The organism is Streptomyces beijiangensis, from assembly GCF_017315755.1.
Taxonomy (GTDB): Bacteria; Actinomycetota; Actinomycetes; order Streptomycetales; family Streptomycetaceae; genus Streptomyces; species Streptomyces beijiangensis.
The window spans coordinates 25514-43226 of the sequence record NZ_JAFLRJ010000151.1 but is presented as its reverse complement, the minus strand read 5'-3'; the positions used below and the strand labels follow the sequence as shown (position 1 = coordinate 43226).

General features: G+C 69.4%; 17 protein-coding genes and 1 pseudogene. 10 read left to right on the top strand and 8 right to left on the bottom strand.

Going from position 1 to position 17713, the window contains the following annotated elements; translation table 11 throughout:
• The first annotated feature begins 114 nt into the window (after positions 1 to 114).
• Positions 115 to 2181, top strand: a complete 2067-nt coding sequence (locus J0695_RS16910; protein WP_206962890.1) for an FUSC family protein — start codon at positions 115 to 117, stop codon at positions 2179 to 2181.
• Between the two features lie 10 nt (positions 2182 to 2191).
• Here the strand turns inward: J0695_RS16910 and J0695_RS16905 are convergent, their stop codons facing one another.
• Complete coding sequence (locus tag J0695_RS16905; RefSeq protein ID WP_206962889.1) at positions 2192 to 2674, bottom strand: hypothetical protein; 483 nt, start codon at positions 2672 to 2674, stop codon at positions 2192 to 2194.
• Positions 2675 to 2876: 202 nt separating this feature from the next.
• Between J0695_RS16905 and J0695_RS16900 the strand changes: the two genes are divergently transcribed.
• Positions 2877 to 3119, top strand: coding sequence for a DUF397 domain-containing protein (locus J0695_RS16900; protein ID WP_206962888.1), 243 nt, complete (start codon positions 2877 to 2879; stop codon positions 3117 to 3119).
• A gap of 98 nt (positions 3120 to 3217) precedes the next feature.
• Here the strand turns inward: J0695_RS16900 and J0695_RS16895 are convergent, their stop codons facing one another.
• Positions 3218 to 3727 (bottom strand): ATP-binding protein, encoded by a 510-nt coding sequence (locus J0695_RS16895; protein WP_206962887.1) that lies wholly within the window; start codon positions 3725 to 3727, stop codon positions 3218 to 3220.
• A 326-nt stretch (positions 3728 to 4053) separates the two neighbouring features.
• Here J0695_RS16895 and J0695_RS16890 point away from each other — a divergent pair, with 326 nt between their 5' ends.
• The 6 genes from J0695_RS16890 (at position 4054) to J0695_RS16865 (ending at position 9512) form a co-directional block, all read left to right on the top strand.
• Positions 4054 to 4917 (top strand): Sco1979 family transcriptional regulator, encoded by an 864-nt coding sequence (locus J0695_RS16890; RefSeq protein WP_206962886.1) that lies wholly within the window; start codon positions 4054 to 4056, stop codon positions 4915 to 4917.
• Between the two features lie 68 nt (positions 4918 to 4985).
• On the top strand, positions 4986 to 6443 hold the full coding sequence (locus J0695_RS16885; RefSeq protein ID WP_206962885.1) for an aldehyde dehydrogenase family protein: 1458 nt from the start codon (positions 4986 to 4988) through the stop codon (positions 6441 to 6443).
• A gap of 111 nt (positions 6444 to 6554) precedes the next feature.
• Positions 6555 to 7094: a DinB family protein gene (locus J0695_RS16880; RefSeq protein WP_206962884.1), complete on the top strand. Its 540-nt coding sequence runs from the start codon at positions 6555 to 6557 to the stop codon at positions 7092 to 7094.
• A 5-nt stretch (positions 7095 to 7099) separates the two neighbouring features.
• Complete coding sequence (locus J0695_RS16875) at positions 7100 to 7726, top strand: PadR family transcriptional regulator (RefSeq protein WP_206962883.1); 627 nt, start codon at positions 7100 to 7102, stop codon at positions 7724 to 7726.
• Positions 7727 to 7809: 83 nt separating this feature from the next.
• Entirely contained in the window at positions 7810 to 8727 is a 918-nt protein-coding gene (locus tag J0695_RS16870) for an ATP-binding cassette domain-containing protein (protein WP_206962882.1), read from the top strand.
• Positions 8724 to 9512 (top strand): ABC transporter permease, encoded by a 789-nt coding sequence (locus J0695_RS16865; protein WP_206962881.1) that lies wholly within the window; start codon positions 8724 to 8726, stop codon positions 9510 to 9512. Before J0695_RS16870 ends, J0695_RS16865 begins: the two co-directional genes overlap by 4 nt.
• A 19-nt stretch (positions 9513 to 9531) precedes the next feature.
• Here J0695_RS16865 and gad read toward each other — a convergent pair whose 3' ends face one another.
• The 3 genes from gad to J0695_RS16850 form a co-directional block, all read right to left on the bottom strand.
• Entirely contained in the window at positions 9532 to 10944 is a 1413-nt protein-coding gene (gene gad, locus J0695_RS16860; RefSeq protein WP_206962880.1) for a glutamate decarboxylase, read from the bottom strand.
• 22 nt (positions 10945 to 10966) lie between these two features.
• Positions 10967 to 11569 (bottom strand): NAD(P)H:quinone oxidoreductase, encoded by a 603-nt coding sequence (gene wrbA / locus J0695_RS16855; protein WP_206962879.1) that lies wholly within the window; start codon positions 11567 to 11569, stop codon positions 10967 to 10969.
• Between the two features lie 62 nt (positions 11570 to 11631).
• Positions 11632 to 12915: an ion channel protein gene (locus tag J0695_RS16850; protein WP_206962878.1), complete on the bottom strand. Its 1284-nt coding sequence runs from the start codon at positions 12913 to 12915 to the stop codon at positions 11632 to 11634.
• A gap of 99 nt (positions 12916 to 13014) precedes the next feature.
• Between J0695_RS16850 and J0695_RS16845 the strand changes: the two are divergent.
• Positions 13015 to 13819 (top strand): annotated as a pseudogene (locus tag J0695_RS16845) (MerR family transcriptional regulator).
• A gap of 72 nt (positions 13820 to 13891) precedes the next feature.
• Here J0695_RS16845 and J0695_RS16840 read toward each other — a convergent pair.
• Positions 13892 to 14257: a YbjQ family protein gene (locus J0695_RS16840; RefSeq protein WP_206962877.1), complete on the bottom strand. Its 366-nt coding sequence runs from the start codon at positions 14255 to 14257 to the stop codon at positions 13892 to 13894.
• A 159-nt stretch (positions 14258 to 14416) separates the two neighbouring features.
• Between J0695_RS16840 and J0695_RS16835 the strand changes: the two genes are divergently transcribed.
• Positions 14417 to 15118, top strand: a complete 702-nt coding sequence (locus J0695_RS16835; protein ID WP_206962876.1) for a DedA family protein — start codon at positions 14417 to 14419, stop codon at positions 15116 to 15118.
• A 204-nt stretch (positions 15119 to 15322) separates the two neighbouring features.
• Here J0695_RS16835 and J0695_RS16830 read toward each other — a convergent pair whose 3' ends face one another.
• Together J0695_RS16830 and J0695_RS16825 are read right to left on the bottom strand one after the other, a co-directional pair.
• Complete coding sequence (locus J0695_RS16830) at positions 15323 to 16972, bottom strand: threonine/serine exporter family protein (protein WP_206962875.1); 1650 nt, start codon at positions 16970 to 16972, stop codon at positions 15323 to 15325.
• A 170-nt stretch (positions 16973 to 17142) separates the two neighbouring features.
• Positions 17143 to 17637, bottom strand: a complete 495-nt coding sequence (locus tag J0695_RS16825; protein WP_206962874.1) for an inorganic diphosphatase — start codon at positions 17635 to 17637, stop codon at positions 17143 to 17145.
• Positions 17638 to 17713: the final 76 nt, after the last annotated feature.

Below are 17713 nucleotides of genomic sequence, written 5' to 3'. Positions count from 1 at the left end.
CCGGCGATTGAGGAGCGGGGGTCTGGGGGCGGAGCCCCCAGGGGCGCAGGCCCGCCCCGGTCCCCAGGACCCATAAGTCCCGGTTTGCCCGCAAACACCGCTACCCTCGACCCCATGAGCTGGCTCCGCGCGCTGAAGGAGGCCGCGCGCTCGGGCCTCAAGATCGAGCGACGCCGCCTGGAACCGCTCATCGCCATCCGCGCTGCCACCGGCCTCGCCATCGTCATCGGCCTGAGCCTCGCCCTCTCCACCCCGGCCGCCGCGGCCAGCTCCGCCTTCGGCGCCTACTCGGCCGCCGTCGCCACCTTCCAGCGCAGCTGGCGGCCCCGCCCCGTCCTGGCCCTCGTCTCCGGCGCCAGCCTCGCCGTCTCGACGTTCGTCGGGTATCTCACCGGCACCCAGGGCGCCCTGTTCATCGTGCTGCTCGCGCTCTGGACGTTCCTCGCCGGCCTCGCCTGGGCCGCGGGCCCCACCGCCGGCATCATCGCCTCCTCCAACGTCGCGATCATGCTGGTCACCGTCACCCTCCCCACCTCCGTCTCCAACGCCGCAGGCCACGCAGGGATGATCGCGCTCGGCGGCCTCGTCCAGGCCGCGCTGATCGTGATCTTTCCCGTACGGAGATGGGGCGCCCAGCGCGACGCGCTCGCCGACGCCCTCGCCGCCGAGGCCGACTACGCCCGCCGCCTCCGCCAGGACCCGCACGCCCCTTTCGACGCCATCCCCTTCATGACGGCCCGCAGCGCCGCCGCCGTCAGCGCGCGCCAGGCCCGCCGCCGCCCCTCCGAACTGCACGGCACCCGTGGCATCGCCGAGCGCATGAGGCCCGTGATCGCCTCCCTCGCCGACCCCTCGGTCGGCGCACCCGCCGAGGGGCCCGAACGCGACCGGGCCCGGGAGATCCTGGCCGCGGCGGCCTCCGTACTGGATGCCTCGGCCCACGCCATCCGGCACGGCAAGCCGATGGAGATCCCGGCCCCCGCGCTCGCGGCCCTGAAGACCCCCGACACCGGTGCCGTCCTCACCGGACCCGCCCACCGCTCCGCCGTGCGCCTGATCGCCCTCCTGCGGGACGTCGTGGAGACCGCGCAGGGCACGGGCACCACCGTGGACGACCCCGCCAAACCGCTGCTGCGCCCCAGCCTCACCCGGCTCGTCCCCGTCGTCGTCCGCTCGATGCGCCGCGAGGTCACCCGCCGGGACTCGCCCATCCACCGGCACGCGCTGCGTATGGCGGTCGTCGCCACGATCGGCTATCTGCTCGGCGAGGTCCTGCCGTTCGGCCACGGCTACTGGGCCCCGATGGCCGCCGTCATGATCATGCGCCCGGACTTCACGCAGACGTACGGCCGTGCGATCGCCCGCTTCGGCGGCACCCTCGTCGGCGTCGCGCTGACCACCGCGGTCGTGCAGCTGGCCCACCCCGGCATGTATCTGTCCGCGGGCCTCGCGGTGCTGAGCGCGGGGCTGATGTACCTGCTGATGCGCACGGGGTACGCCGTCGGCCAGATCTTCGTCGCCGCCTATGTGGTCTTCCTGCTCGGCATGGGCGGTCTGGAGTGGACGCAGACCGTCCCCGACCGCGTCATCCTGACCCTGCTCGGCGGGCTGCTCGCGATGATCTCGTACGCCGTCTACCCGGCCTGGGAGACCCCGCGGCTGCGCACCCGCCTCGCCGACTGGCTTGTGGCGGTGGGCCGTTACTCCGCCGAGGTGGTCTCGCACTACGCGGACCCGGCGGGCGCCCGCCGCTCCGACGTACGGGAATCGCTGCTCGCGGTACGCGCGGCGGATGTCGCCTGGCACGAGGCGCTCGCCCGTGCGGCCACCGAGCCGGTACGCCACCGGGGCCTCTCCCGTGCCGCCGCCGACGACGCCGCGCACGCCCTGGACCGCCTCGGCCGCGTCTCCATGCTGATGGAGGCCCATCTGCCGGAACGCTCCACGACCCCCGTCCCGGCCGCCGCTGTGCTGGCCGACGCGCTGCGCCACTCCACCGAGAAGGGCGCGAAGGCCGTACGGGACCGGCGCGCCCCGAAGTGGGACGAGGTGCGCGAGGCCCTCGCCGCCTGGGACGGCGAGGGGGTGCCCGACCGGGTGGTGCGCAAGGGGGCGGGCCTGGTCCTGGAATCCCTGGAGGAGTTCTCCGAGGCCCTGGACGAGGAAGGGCGCAGGAACTAAGCGGCAGGGACTAGGTCTTGGGCAGCGTGATCCCGCTCGGCAGCTTCATGTCGCCGGGCTTGGTGAAGGTGTCCTTGATGCCGGCGTCCCACGACACCACCAGCGTCTTGCCGTCGGCCGACTCCACCGCACCCATCGTGCGGTCGGTGTTCCCGTCCGCGCACTTCAGCGTCAGCATCTGCTTGCCCATGTCGGCGACGGTGCCCGTGCAGACGTGCTCGCCCGCGATGGCGGCGATCTTGCCGCTGACCGACAGGGCGATGGTCTTGCCGTCCGTCTGCGCGACCCAAGTGCCGTCGATGTCGGCGGACTTGCCGCTGCCGCCGCCTGTGCTGCTGCCGCTGTCACCGGTGGGCGCCGGTGACTTCGAGGCCGCCGCGGTGGCCGAGCCGTTGTCGGACGTGTCCTTGTCGCTGCTGGAACAGCCGGCGAGCGCCAGTGCGGCGGCGGTCGCGACGGCGGTGAGTGCGGTCGTACGTACGAGCCTGCGCACTGCTCATTCCCCCTGTGAGTCGACTACGCGAACGCGTCAAGCTACCAGGAGGAGTTGCGCGACCGGAGCCGTAAGGCCGCCGTTCGCGTCATAGCTGTAGCGAGTCGAACACCCCGCGTGCACGTGCATCTTCCCATGCACCCGCACGTGAACGCAGCTATGATCCGATGCAGTTGACATCTGCACTACCAGGGAGCTTCCTGTGCACCACGCGTACAACGGCATGGCGGCAACGGAGCTTCACGGGGTCGTCTGGCAGAAGTCGGAGCACAGCAACTCGCAGGGTTCCTGTGTGGAGTTCGCCCGGTTGCCGGGCGGTGAGGTGGCGGTACGGAACTCACGCCACCCGGAGGGTCCTGCCCTCGTCTACACCCCGGCCGAGATCGAATCGATGCTGATAGGTGCGAAGGCCGGGGAGTTCGACCACCTCATAGCCGACGCATAGCCGACGGGCCGGCTGTCCGACGGGCCGACTGTCCGACCCGGGCCGCACCCCGGTCGGTCGTCTCAGTCCGTTCGGCCCTTTAAGCCCGTTCGGTCCGTTCAGTCCGTCTGCAGGCGGAACAGCGCCCAGACCACCTTGCCGCGCAGCGCTCCCGCGAGCGGGTGCCACCCCCAGCTGTCCGCGAAGGACTCCACCAGGAAGAGCCCGCGCCCGGACTCCGCCGAGAAGTCGTCCGACTCCTGCTCCTGCGGCTCGGGGGACACATGGCTGGGGTCGCGTACCGCGCACACCAGCCGCGAGGTCCACCGCATCAGATGCAGCCGCACCGGCGGCTCGTCGCCGTCGTCGCGCGGGGTGTCGGAGGGCAGTGCATGGCGCAGCGCGTTGGTGACCAACTCCGATACGACCAGGGCGACATCGTCGAAACGGTCGCTGAGATCCCAGCCGGCCAGCGTCGACCTGGTGAACTGTCTCGCCCCGCCGACCGCTTCGTAGCGGGTGGGCAGCGCGCACGAGGCGGAGCTGGAAACCGCTGCGGGGTCGATGGGGGGAAGGCCCTGCCTTAATGGCTCCAACGACTCGAGCACGGTCGATCCATTCGTCCCCATGCGAGGCACTCCCGGGAATCGCGGCCGTGGCAGCCAAATGTGCCGTGGCGAGCGGGCGGTGGTACGAGAACGCAGGTGCGCGGGGACCATGGTTCCGAATGCGTAGGGCAGATGCAAGGGCAGATGCACGTGCACGCGCCGGACTTGGGTGCTGCCGTGATGGTTCTTGCTCATATCTCCCATCAAGGTTCTTCCACTTTTTTCTCTCTTCCTACTCGCCGGTTTTGCTCTTTTGCCATCTCCGTAATCGTTTGAGTACAGGCTGAAGCGTTTTGGTGGCAGACTGCGGCATCGCACACACCATCGGTTAGGGGAGGGATGACGCAGTGTCGACCGGAGAGAACGGATCCGTCGTACGCCGCATCCTGCTGGGGTCTCAACTCAGGAAGCTGCGTGAGTCGCGTGGCGTCACCCGCGAGGCGGCCGGTTATTCGATCCGCGCATCGGAATCCAAGATCAGCCGCATGGAGTTGGGACGGGTGAGCTTCAAGGCCAGGGACGTCGAGGATCTGCTCACGCTGTACGGCGTCACCGACGACGCCGAGCGGGAGCCGCTGCTCGGCCTCCTCCGGGAGGCCAATATGTCTGGCTGGTGGCACAGTTACGGCGATGTCCTGCCCGGCTGGTTCCAGACGTACGTCGGCCTGGAGAGCGCCGCATCCCTGATCCGTATCTATGAAGTGCAGTTCGTGCACGGTCTGTTGCAGACCGAGGCGTACGCACACGCCGTGGTCGCCCGCGGCAACCCGGATGCTTCCCCCGCCGCCGTCGACCGCAGGGTCGCCCTGCGCCTGGAGCGCCAGAAGGTCCTGGTCGACGAGCGGGGCCCGACGTTCCACGCCGTACTCGACGAGGCAGCGCTCCTCCGCTCCCCGGACGGCAACCCGGCTGTGATCCAGGCCCAGTTGCTGCATCTCCTCGAAGTCTCCGAGATGCCCAATGTGACGCTCCAGGTGATGCCGTTCTCCTCCGGCTGGCACGCGGGCGAGAGCGGGTCCTTCGGGATGCTGCGCTTCCTGGAGTCGGACCTGTCCGACCTGGTCTATCTGGAGCAGCTCACCAGCGCGCTCTATCTGGACAAGAGTGAGGATGTCGCCCAGTACGAGCGGGCGTTCGGGCAGATCCGGCGGGACAGCGCGACCCCCGAGAAGACCAGGGACCTGTTGAGGGGTCTACTTCAACTCCCCTGAAACACCAGTACGATGACGCGACATCAGGCCTTAGGCGTCGCGCATCTGCTTGCGTAGTAGGGGATCTCATGTCCTTCTTCAGTGACCTGGACCGTCAGTACATCGACGGCGAGTGGAAGTCCGGCAACGGCTCCTGGGACATCATCGACTTCAATCCGTACGACGATACGAAGCTGGCCTCGATCACCGTCGCCACCGCGGACGAGGTCGACCAGGCCTACCGTGCCGCCGAGCGTGCGCAGGTCGTCTGGGCCGACACCAACCCCTACACACGCCGCTCCGTCTTCGAGCGCGCCCTGCGTCTGGTCGAGGAGCGCGAGGACGAGATAGCCGAGGCCATCGTCGCCGAACTCGGCGGCACCCGGCTGAAGGCCGCCTTCGAGCTGCACCTCTCCAAGGAGTTCCTGCGCGAGGCGGTCCAGCTGTCGCTGCGCCCCGAGGGCCGGATCATCCCCTCGCCGGTCGACGGCAAGGAGAACCGGGTCTACCGCGTGCCGGTCGGTGTCGTGGGCGTCATCAGCCCCTTCAACTTCCCCTTCCTGCTCTCCCTCAAGTCCGTCGCGCCCGCCCTCGCGCTCGGCAACGGCGTTGTCCTCAAGCCCCACCAGAACACCCCCATCTGCGGCGGCACCCTGGTGGCGAAGCTCTTCGAGGACGCGGGCCTGCCCGCAGGGCTGCTGAACGTCGTGGTCACCGACATCGCCGAGATCGGCGACGCGCTGCTCACCCACCCGGTCCCGAAGGTCATCTCCTTCACCGGCTCCGACAAGGTCGGCCAGCACGTGGCCACGGTCTGCGCCGCGAACTTCAAGCACGCCATTCTGGAGCTCGGCGGCAACAGCGCGCTGATCGTCCTGGACGACGCCGATGTCGACTACGCGGTCGACGCGGCGGTCTTCAGCCGTTACGTGCACCAGGGCCAGGTCTGCATGGCGGCCAACCGCATCCTGATCGACCGCTCGGTCGAGGCGGAGTTCACCGAGAAGTTCGTCGCCAAGGTCAAGACCCTCAAGACAGGCGACCCGGCCGACCCGGCGACCCACATCGGCCCGCTGATCAACAACTCCCAGGCTGAAGCGGTCAGTTCGGTCGTCGAGCAGGCCGTGGCCGCGGGCGCGACCGCCCTGCTGCACGGCACCACCGAGGGCAATCTGGTCTCGCCCTCCGTACTGACCGACCTGCCGGCCGACTCCCCGCTCCTCCATCAGGAGATCTTCGGCCCGGTCGCGCTCCTGATCCCGTTCGACGGGGAGGAGGAGGCGGTACGGATCGCCAACGACACCCCGTACGGACTGAGCGGTGCGGTGCACACCGGTGATGTGGAGCGCGGTGTACGCCTCGCCAAGCGGATCCGCACCGGCATGATCCACATCAACGACGGCACCGTCCACGACGAGCCGATCGTCCCCTTCGGCGGCGAGAAGCGCTCGGGTCTCGGCAGGCTGAACGGCGACTCGATGGCCGACGCCTTCACCACCCAGCAGTGGATCTCCATCCAGCACGGCCGCAGCGGATTCCCGTTCTAGCAACTACGTCCAGCAACTGCTTCAAGCGACTGCGTTTCCACGGACCATTGAGGACAGAACCTGTCCTCAATGGTCCGTAGCTTTGTGCCTACACCAACCGGGAGGAACACCATGGTCACGCACGTCAACGCAGAGACCCAGGGCGACGAGCGCGGAGCGCTCCTGGCCTTCGTCGAGGCCCAGCGCGGCGCGATCCGGCGCTCGGTCATCGGTCTGACCGAGGAGCAGGCGGCGAGCCGCCCCAGCGCCAGTGAGCTCTCGCTCTCCGGGCTGCTCAAGCATGTGGCGGAGATGGAGCTCAACTGGCTGCGGATGGCCCAGCAGAAGCCCAATGAGCACGCCCGCGACCAGGAGACCTGGGGGGACAGCTTCCGTCTGGTGGGCGACGAGACCATCCCGCAGCTGCTGGCCTTCTGGGAAGGGGTCACCCGGGAGACCGAGGAATTCGTCCGCACGACGCCCAGCCTCGACATCACGTTCCCGCTGCCCCCCGCGCCGTGGTTCCCCAAGGACGGCAAGGTCTCCCACCGCTGGCTGATGCTGCACCTGGTCGAGGAGATCGCCAGGCACGCGGGCCACGCCGACATCATCCGTGAGTCGCTCGACGGGAAGACCGCGTTCGAGCTGGTTGACCTGGACCGCCTAATGTGACCTCCATGTCAGCGATCCGTCTGCTCGTACTCGGAGCGGTCCGCCAGCACGGGCGTGCGCACGGCTATCAGGTCCGCAACGACCTGGAGTACTGGGGCGCGCACGAGTGGTCCAACGCCAAGCCCGGCTCGATCTACCACGCCCTCAAGCAGATGGCGAAGCAGGGCGTGCTGCTGGCGCACGAGATCGCCCCGAGTACGGCCGGCGGCCCGCCCCGCACGGAGTACGAGCTGACGGAGGCCGGCCGCGAGGAGTACTTCCGGCTGCTGCGCGACGCGCTCGTCTCGTACGACCAGAAGATGGACGTGATGTCGGCGGCGCTCGGCATGATCGTCGACCTGGAGCGCGCCGAGGCCGTCGAACTGCTCCGGCAGCGGATCGCCGCCATCGAGGCCTGGCGCTCCGCGGTCACCGAGCACTATGTGCCCGAGGAAGGCCCGGAGCAGCTCGGCCACATCGGCGAGATCATGAATTTCTGGATCCACACGGCGGACGGCGGGGCCGAGTGGACGCGCGGCCTGATCGGGCGGATCGAGTCCGGTGCGTACGTCTTCGCGGGCGAGGGCGAGCCCTTCGTCGGGGTCCTGGCGGAGGGCCAGGAGAACCCGTACGCGACGAAAGATCCTGACTAATCAAGTTTGACGAATGAAGGAACGGGCAGTACCTTCTCCATCCGCAGCTAATCAAGTTTGACTAGGAGCGGGGAGAGCACAGCTTGATCATCGTCGAGGGACTCGGCAAGAGGTACGGAGAGAAGCAGGCCCTGAAGGGCCTCGACCTGAACGTCCCGCCCGGCACGGTGCACGCGGTGCTCGGCCCCAACGGCGCGGGCAAGACCACGGCCGTCCGCATCCTGTCGACGCTGCTCCGCCCCGACGAGGGCCGGGCGGAGATCGCGGGCTTCGACGTCGTACGGAAGGCCGCCGACGTCAGGGCCAGGATCGGCCTCCTCGGCCAGAGCGCGGCCGTGGACGAGGAGCTCGGCGGTCGGCAGAACCTGGAGATGTTCGGCCGCCTCCACCACCTGGGCGCGCGGCGCGCGCGGGCCAGGGCCGACGAACTCCTCGACCGCTTCGGCCTCTCGGACACCGGCCGCAAGGCGGTCAAGCAGTACAGCGGCGGAATGCGCCGCCGCCTGGACCTGGCGGCCTCGCTGATCACCGACCCGGAGGTGCTGTTCCTGGACGAGCCGACGACCGGCCTCGACCCGCGCGGCCGCACCGAGGTGTGGAACGCGGTGCGCTCCCTGGTCGGGGGCGGCACGACCGTACTGCTGACCACGCAGTACCTGGAGGAGGCGGACCAACTGGCCGACCGCATCTCGGTGTTCGGATCCGGACAGGTGATCGCCGAGGGCACGGCGGACGCGCTCAAGTCGGACCTGGGCGGCGACCGCATCGACATCGTCCTGCGGGACGCGGCCCAGCTCGGTGCCGCGGCGTCCGCACTGCCACTCGATCTCACGGTCGACACCGACCGCCGGCTGCTGAGCGCCCCGGCCAAGGACCGGATGGCGGCGCTGACGCAGGCCGTACGGGCCCTCCACACGGCCGGCATCGAGGCCGAGGACATGGCGATCCGCCGCCCCACACTCGACGAGGTCTTCCTGCACCTCACGAAGGAGCACGCATGAGCACCGCACTGGCCTGGGCACTCACCGACTCCTGGACGATGACCCGGCGCGAACTCGCCCACTGGGCGCGGCAGCCCGTGCAGGTCGTGGTCGGCCTGGTCTTCCCCGTGATGCTGCTGCTGATGTTCGGCTTCCTGGTCGGCGGCGGCGCCGGGGTGCAGGGCGACTACGTCGACTTCCTGGTCCCCGGCATGCTCGCCCTGACCATGGCCTTCGGCCTGGAAGGGACGATGCTCGCGGTCACCCAGGACCTCGGCAAGGGCGTGGTCGACCGCTTTCGCTCGATGCCGATGGCCAACTCGGCGGTCCTGGTGGGCCGTTGCGCGGCCGACATGCTGCAGTCGGCGGCGGGCCTGCTGGTGATGATCGGCGTCGGATGGGCGATCGGCTGGCGTACGCACGGCGGTGCCGCGTCCTTCCTGGGCGCGGTCGCCCTGCTGCTCCTCTTCCGCTTCGCGATGCTCTGGATAGGCATCCATCTGGCGATGGTGGCGGGGCGCCCCGAGATGGTGCAGGCCGTCCAGATCCTGGTCTGGCCGGTCGGATTCCTCTCCAATGCCTTTGCGACACCGGAGTCGATGCCGGGCTGGCTGGGCGCGGCCGTGGAGTGGAACCCGATGTCGGCGACGGCGACAGCCGTACGCGACCTCTTCGGCAACCCGGCCGTGACAGGCACCAGTTGGGCCGCATCCCACGCGACCCTGCTGGCGGTCGCCTGGCCCCTGGCCCTGACCGCGCTCTTCTTCCCGCTCGCCGTACGCCGCTTCCGCCGCCTCAGCCGGTGAGTCCTCAGCCGGTGAGTCCTCAGTGGTGGAAGGCCGTCGCCACCGACTCGCTCCGCTTCAACGGCCCGCTCTGCCGCCGCAGTTCGGGCAGCAGTGAACCGAGGTCCTCCATCAGCAGCTCCGCCAGATCCGCGGAGAAGCCGTTGCGGCAGACGATCCGCAGCGCGGACAGGTCCTGCCGGTTCTCCGGGAAGGTGTACGCGGGGACCAGCCACCCCCGCTCCCGGAGCCGGCGGGACACATCGAAGACGTCGAACGCCTTCACGTCGTCCGCCGTGGTGAAGGCGAAGACGGGCAACTCATTGCCCCGGGTGAGGAGTTGGAAGTCACCCACCGCCTCGATCCGCTCCGCCAGCCCCCGCGCCACGTCCCGGGTCGACTGCTGGACGGCCCGGTAGCCCTCGCGCCCCAGCCGCAGGAACGTGTAGTACTGCGCCACCACCTGGGCGCCGGGCCGGGAGAAGTTCAGCGCGAAGGTGGGCATGTCGCCGCCCAGGTAGTTCACCCGGAACACCAGCTCCTCCGGCAGCTCGGCGGGCGAGCGCCACAGCGCCCAGCCCACTCCCGGGTACACGAGCCCGTACTTGTGCCCCGAGGTGTTGATGGAGGAGACCCGCGGCAGCCTGAAGTCCCACTCCAGCTCGGGGTCGATGAAGGGTGCGACCATGGCGCCCGATGCCCCGTCCACATGGACCGGCACATCAAGCCCGGTGCGCTCCTGCAGGGCGTCCAGTGCCGCGCAGAGGCCGGCGATCGGTTCGTACGACCCGTCAAAGGTGGAACCGAGGATGCCGACCACGCCGATGGTGTTCTCGTCGCAGAGGTCGGCGGCGGCCTGCGGATCGATGTGGAACCGGTCGCCCTCCATCGGCACCTGCCGCGCCTCGACCTCCCAGAAGTTGCAGAACTTCTCCCAGCAGACCTGGACGTTGACGCCCATGACGAGATTGGGCCTGGCCCCGGCACCCGGATAGCGGTCGGCGTTCCGCTTCGCCCAGCGCCGCTTCAGGGCCATCCCGGCCAGCATGCAGGCCTCGCTCGACCCGGTGGTCGAACACCCCACCGCCGTCCCGGGATCGGGTGCGTTCCACAGATCGGCGAGCATGGCCACGCACCGCCGTTCCAGCTCGGCGGTGCGCGGGTACTCGTCCTTGTCGATCATGTTCTTGTCCCGGCACTCCGCCATCAGGATCCCCGCCTGGGGCTCCATCCACGTCGTGACGAAAGTGGCCAGGTTCAGCCGGGAGTTGCCGTCCAGCATCAGTTCGTCGTGGACGAGCTGATACGCCGTCGCGGGCGTCAGCGGCGTATCGGGCAGCCGGTGCTTGGGCGGGGCCGTGGCCATCCCGGCGACCGGATTGGCCTCCCCGAAGAAGGGGTTGACGGCCAGCGACTGTTCCGCGTCGTCGCTCTTTCCCCTGTGCAGTGCCATCGCCCGTACTCCTCGCTCTTGGTCAGCCCACCAGTGCGCGTGCGTACTTCACTACCCGCTCAGCCTGCACCCGGGCGGCCGTCAGCGTCTGGTCGCCGACCGGGATGTCGCCCTGCCCGGACACGTGCGAGGTGCCGTAGGGGTTCCCGTCGACGAACTTCGAAGGGTCCGTGTACCCCGGCGCGACGAGGATCCCGCCGAAGTGGTGGACGGTGTTGTAGAGCGCGAGGAGCGTGGACTCCTGGCCGCCGTGCGCCGTGGCGCTCGCGGTGAAGCCGCTGTAGACCTTGTCGGCGAGCTTCCCCTCCTGCCAGAGGCCGCCCAGGGTGTCGATGAACTGCTTCAGCTGGGACGCGATGTTCCCGTACCGCGTGGGCGAACCGAAGATCACCGCGTCCGCCCAGACCATGTCGTCGGGCGAGACCTCCTGGATGTCCGCGGTGGCCGCCGCATTGGCGGCCCAGGCGGGGTTGGAGTCGATCGCGGCCTGCGGGGCGAGTTCCTGGGCTTTACGGAGCCTGACCTCGGCGCCTGCCGCCTCGGCGCTCTCGGCGATGGCCTTGGCGATGGTGGCGACGGTGCCGGTGGCCGAGTAGTAGATGACGGCGACCTTGGGCGCGGGCATGGGTGTACCTCCTGATCGGCCCCCTGAGGCGACGATACGGACATATCGCCCCTACTGCACCCCTACCGGAGCGGGGAGCCGTCCTCACGCAGCTGCATCTGGGGCCGCCCGGCCACGATCAGCCAGGCGGGCAGGGTGGCCACGCAGAGCAGCGGCAGCACATTCATGTCGACGATCAGCACGGCGGCCGTGAAGAGGCTCAGCCAGCCCTGCCGGGTGACGGCCATGAGAATCCCGAGCACCCCGCAGGCCACGCCGAGCGCGGGCTGGACACCCGGCACCAGGGCGTGCGCGCACAGCCCCAGCGCGACGCCCGCGAAGACGGCGGGGAAGATGCGCCCGCCCCGGAACCCGGCGGCCGAGGCGACGACGAGCGCGGCCAGCTTGATCACGGTCATCGCCGCGAACGCCCCCGCCGACCAGCCCTCCGGGTCGGCCCCCAGCACCTTGACCTCGTCGAGCCCCTTGAAGAGCGTGAGATGCCCGCCCAGCGCCCCGAGAAGGCCGAGCGCAAGGCCGCCCGCGGTGAGCATGAGGACCGGGTGCTTCAGTCCCCGGAAGGCCCGGTGGACGTACGGGAACGCGTACACGGCGACCATCCCGAGCGCCGCCGCCACCGGGGCCACCACCAGGGCGGCGAGCACATCGCCCCAGCCCGGTCCATCGAAGGCGGGGAGTTTGATGTCGAAGCTCGGGTGGGCGATCAGTACGGTCGTCAGCCCGCCCGCACCGGCCGCCACCAGCGGCCCGAACAGCTTGTCCCAGAGCGAACCGGGCCCCGGCCGCCCGGTGAAGGTCTCGGAGAGGATCAGGGCTGCGGCGATCGGGGTCCCGAAGAGCGCCCCGATGGTGCCCGCGGCGGCGAGCGAGACCCACATCGCGCCGGGGAGCTTCGCCGAGGCCTTCTGTCCGAGCCAGTAGGCGAGCGCGATATTGGCGGCGGTGATCGGGTTCTCGGGGCCGAGGCTGACCCCGCCCGCCAGCGCCAGCGCGGTCGCCACCAGCAGTCCTGGCACGATGCCGGGGGCCATCGGGGGGTCGACGAGTCCGGTGGTGGCCGGATCGGGGCCGGCATGCCCGTACACCTTCCACACCACGAGTCCCACCGCGATCCCGGTGGCGGTGAGCATGATGATCATCCAGAGCGAGGAGTACCCGCCGATGCCCAGCGCGTCAGGGAGTGTCGTCCAGAGCACGTCCTGGAGCTTCTCGGCGAGCACGCTCACGGCCAGCAGTACGAGGCTTGCGCCGACGCCGACGGCGAGCGAGGGCAGGATCAGCGGCAGCAGGGCGCGCGCGGAGGCGGGTGCGGAATCGGGTGCGGGGGACTGCACTTCGGTGGCCACGGCTCACCATAACCATCCAAATACGACAAACAGCACACGACTTGCACCTCACGTCACGTGAGGCCCGAGGCTCGTCGGGAAGGGAGCGCGGAAGCAGTCATGCAGAAGACGAAGAGTTACTCGGTCGGCCAGGTCGCCGGTTTCGCATCCGTCACGGTGCGCACGCTGCACCACTACGACGAGATCGGCCTGCTCTCCCCGAGCGGCCGCAGCCACGCGGGCCACCGGCGGTACGAAGACGCCGACCTCGACCGGCTGCAGCAGGTCCTGTTCTACCGGGAGCTCGGCTTCCCGCTCGACGAGATCGCGGCCCTGCTCGACGACCCCGCGACGGACCTGCGGGAGCACCTGCGGCGCCGGCACGAGCTGCTGTCCGCCCGGATCGCCGAGCTGACCCGGATGGCCGAGGCCGTCGAACACTCCCCCAAGCTCTTAAGGAGCAGGGGGGACCCCCTTGGAGGCACGGAAGATGGGCATCAATCTCACCCCCGAGGAGAAGTTCGAGGTCTTCGGGGACAAGGACCCGGAGGCGTACGCCGAGGAGTCGGCCCGCCGCTGGGGCGGCACGGCGTCGTACGAGGAGTCGCAGCGCAGGGTCGCCCGCTACACCAAGGACGACTGGAAGGAGATGCAGGCCGAGATCGCCGACTGGGGCGAGCGCTACAACGCCGTGATGGCGGACGGCGAGGACCCTGCGGGGGAGCGGGCCATGGACCTGGCGGAGGCGCACCGCGCCCACACCACCAAGTGGTTCTTCGCATGCCACCCCAAGATCCACACCGGTCTGGGTGAGATGTACGTCTCGGACCCCCAGTTCCGGTCGTACTACGAATCGCTTCGCCCCGGCCTGGCGGAGCACCTGCGCGACGCGATCCGCGCGAACGCGGCACGCCGACGGGACTGACGGTTGCGGGCCGGGGCGCGCCCCGGCCCGCAACGGCCCCGTCCGCTGCTACTTCCTGCGCTACTTCTTGCGCTACTTCTTCGCGATCACGACCGCCGTGCCGTACGCACACACCTCGGTCCCGAGGTCAGCGGCCTCGGTGACGTCGAAGCGCATCATCAGCACCGCATTGGCGCCCCGTGACCGCGCCTGCTCGACCAGCCGTTCCATGGCCTGGTTACGGGTCTGCACCAGCGTCTTGGTCAGCCCCTTCAGCTCGCCTCCCATCATCGACTTCAGCCCGGCGCCGATCTGGCTGCCGATATGGCGGGAGCGCACGGTCAGCCCGAACACCTCACCGATGACCTGCTGCACCTCGAAGCCGGGTACGTCGTTCGTGGTCACGACCAGCACATCGGCCTGTGCGGCCTGGCCGCCGCCGAAATCCTCGATGCTCATCAGGCATCACCTCCTGACGCACAGCTTTGTCCCGATCTGCACATGGCGCACGCCCGGGGAAGCGGTGGAACCTGGGAAGCTGGATCTGCGTTGATAACTTTGGCCAGCCATTTACCCGCACACCCGTGCCTGCCGACTGACCCAGGAGCCCGGAACCCCGTGAACACTCTCGCGCTCGGACCGAGCTGGCTGGACCCCGACTACCTGATCAGCACTTTCGGCCTCATCGGCCTGCTGGTCATCGTCTTCGCGGAGTCCGGCCTGCTGATCGGGTTCTTCCTGCCCGGCGACTCGCTGCTCTTCACGACGGGCCTGCTGGTCACGACGGGCAAGCTGGACACCCCGCTGTGGCTGGTCTGCGTCCTGGTGGCGATCGCCGCGATCGCGGGCGACCAGGTGGGCTATCTCTTCGGCCGCAAGGTGGGCCCCTCGCTCTTCAGGCGCCCGGACTCCAAGCTGTTCAAGCAGGAGAACGTGGAGAAGGCGCACGAGTTCTTCGAGAAGTACGGCCCGAAGTCCCTGGTCCTGGCGCGCTTCGTCCCCATCGTCCGGACGTTCACGCCGATCATCGCGGGCGTCTCCCGGATGAACTACCGCTCGTTCGTGATCTTCAACGTCATCGGCGGAACGCTGTGGGGCGTGGGAGTGACGCTGCTGGGGGCAGGCCTCGGCAAGATCGACTTCGTCAACAAGCACATCGAGTTGATCCTGGTCGCGATCGTGCTGGTCTCGGTGGTGCCGATCGCGATCGAGTTCCTGAGGGCCCGCTCCAAGGCGAAGAAGGAGCCCCGCCCGGAGGCCAAGGCCCAGGCGCCGTCGCAGCCCCAGTCCCCGGAACGCGGCCGCCACGCCAAGCGCTGACGCGGGTCTGAGGCGGGGCAAGCGACCTCCGGCCGCTTTTTTGTCCTCAATCGCCGGACGGGCTTGATTTTGCCTCGCCGGGCTTGAAACGCGTGCACGTGCGAGCGGACGTCAGCCATATCAAGCCCGTCCGGCGATTGAGGGCAGGCGACCGAAGGTCGCTTACGGGGGTCCCGGGGCGAAGCCCCGAGCAAACCCCGCCCCCTAGAAACCACGGGTCCGCTTCGCGGCCCTCCGCTGACCCCCCACAACCCCCGGCGCCCGCATGAACAGCCGCGAGATCTCGCCCCCCAGATTCACCCCGATGGCGATCGCCAGCGCCAGCGCCCCCGCCTTCGCCAGCGACGTCATCCCCTTGTCCATGTCGTTGTGGGCGATGTAGAGCATCCCGAAATACGTCGCAGAGCCCGGCAGCAGCGGCCCGATCGCCGCGGTCACGTAAGGCAGCGCCGACGCGTACCGGTAGCGGGACAGCAGCTGCCCGAAGAGCCCCACGAGCCCGGCCGCGATAGCCGTGGAGGGCACGGGCGAGAACCCGGCCGCGTACGTCAGCGCCCCGTAGATCACCCACGCGACGCCCCCGTTCAGGGCGACCAGCAACACCGTCGAGCGGTCCTGCTGCAGCAGGACCGCGAAGGCGAAGGAGAGCACCACCGAGGCGAGGATCTGCACCACGGGCCGCGATACGACGTGCAGCGCGGCCTCCGCGTCGAGGTTGTCGGTGCCCAGCTGGAGCCCCACGTACAGCATGACCAGCACGCCCGCGACGATCGCGATGAAGAAGTAGACGACCTCCAGGAGCCGCGCCGAGGCCGTGATGTAGTACCCGGTCAGCCCGTCCTGCACCCCGGCCACCAGCGCCCGCCCCGGCAGCAGTGCGAAGAGCCCACCGGTGATCACCGCCGAGCCGCTCACATTCACATCGGCCAGGGCCAGTGCGACGCCCATGGCGGCGGGCGGCATCCCGGCCACCGCGAACTGGTAGAACTCCGGCAGCCCGCGCCCCGCGCACAGCCAGGCGAGCCGGTCGCCCAGCATCGCGCCGATGGCCGCCGCGATGAACACCAGCAGCCCACCGCCGACGAGCACGGACGCCGAACCGGCCAGCAGCCCGTTGGCCCCGGTCAGCACCCAGCCCGGATAGGGGTGGCGGTTCCTGCGGATCGCGGCGAGTCCCCGGTAGGCCTCCTCCAGCGAGACCTCGACGTCCTCCGACGTGATGTCGTCGATGAGGTGATAGACGGCCGCGAGCCGGGTGTAGTCGGTGCCCCGGCGCCGTACGGTCCGGTTCGCCGAGACCGGGTCGTCGACCAGCGACGGCTGGTGCGAGATGGACAGCAGGGTGAAGGTGACGTTGGGCTCGCAGCGTTCGAGTCCGTACGCGTGGGTGACGGCGAACATCGCCGCCTCCACGTCCTCGGCGCCCTCGCCGCCCGCGAGCAGCAGCTCCCCGATACGCAGTGTCAGGTCGAGCACGCGCGGCACCGCGGGTCCCGCGTCGTCCTGCTTCTGCGCGGGCTCCAGCGTGGGCCGCTCGCTGACCGGCATCCGCAGCACCGTGCGCATCCGGTCCTGCCAGGGCGCCTCCTTGGCCAGCTTGATCATGGGAATGCCATGGGCCGGCGTGAAGGCGGTGGGGGAGTCACGGACGCTGTACGTGTGCGGGTGGGTGAAGGCGGACCCCTCGGGTCCGGCGGAGGCCTCGGCGGCGAGCCCGGCGGGGACGGCGAACTCGGAGGTGGTGGACGCCTCGCCCTCGTTCGGCTGGCCCACCCCGGCGGGCGCCGAAAAGGCACTCCGCGCCTCGTCGGACGCGGGCTTGCGGTCCTCGGGACCGTCGCTCTCAGCCACCAACCCTCCTCACCTGTGTCACGTGCCTGCCCAGTATGACCACGGTCATGACCAACCCGCACGGCGCTGACCTGCGCATCCTGCCCCGGTCGGGCGGCTCCTGATACGCCGAAGGGCGGCGTACTCCCGAAGGAGTACGCCGCCCGAAGGAACAGCTCAGTCGCAACAGCGCGTCAGTGCGCGCCGCCCTGCGCCTCAAGGCGCTTGTAGGAGGCCCTGACCTCGTCCTCGGCCTCGGTACGGCCGACCCAGTCGGCGCCCTCGACGGACTTGCCGGGCTCCAGGTCCTTGTAGACCTCGAAGAAGTGCTGGATCTCCAGGCGGTCGAACTCCGACACGTGGTGGATGTCGCGCAGGTGCTCGACGCGCGGGTCCGTCGCGGGGACGCACAGCAGCTTGTCGTCGCCGCCGGCCTCGTCCGTCATACGGAACATGCCGATCGTGCGGCACTTGATGACGCAGCCGGGGAAGGTCGGCTCGTCCAGCAGGACGAGGGCGTCCAGCGGGTCGCCGTCCTCGCCCAGGGTGTTCTCGACGAATCCGTAGTCCGCGGGGTAACTGGTCGAGGTGAAGAGTCGACGGTCCAGGCGGATCCGGCCGGTCTCGTGGTCCACCTCGTACTTGTTCCGCGAACCCTTCGGGATCTCGATGGTGACGTCGAACTCCACGGGTGGCTCCTCCATGATCAACACAAGCGTCTGGTGGTTAAGTGTCCCTCACGCAGGTGTGTGATCGCGAAAGGGG

Coding starts and splice junctions, on each gene's coding strand:
- J0695_RS16910 (WP_206962890.1), top strand. CDS start 115: ATGAGCTGGCTCCGCGCGCTGAAGGAGGCCGCGCGCTCGGGCCTCAAG.
- J0695_RS16895 (WP_206962887.1), bottom strand. CDS start 3,727: ATGGGGACGAATGGATCGACCGTGCTCGAGTCGTTGGAGCCATTAAGG.
- J0695_RS16885 (WP_206962885.1), top strand. CDS start 4,986: ATGTCCTTCTTCAGTGACCTGGACCGTCAGTACATCGACGGCGAGTGG.
- J0695_RS16880 (WP_206962884.1), top strand. CDS start 6,555: ATGGTCACGCACGTCAACGCAGAGACCCAGGGCGACGAGCGCGGAGCG.
- J0695_RS16875 (WP_206962883.1), top strand. CDS start 7,100: ATGTCAGCGATCCGTCTGCTCGTACTCGGAGCGGTCCGCCAGCACGGG.
- J0695_RS16865 (WP_206962881.1), top strand. CDS start 8,724: ATGAGCACCGCACTGGCCTGGGCACTCACCGACTCCTGGACGATGACC.
- gad (WP_206962880.1), bottom strand. CDS start 10,944: ATGGCACTGCACAGGGGAAAGAGCGACGACGCGGAACAGTCGCTGGCC.
- wrbA (WP_206962879.1), bottom strand. CDS start 11,569: ATGCCCGCGCCCAAGGTCGCCGTCATCTACTACTCGGCCACCGGCACC.
- J0695_RS16840 (WP_206962877.1), bottom strand. CDS start 14,257: ATGAGCATCGAGGATTTCGGCGGCGGCCAGGCCGCACAGGCCGATGTG.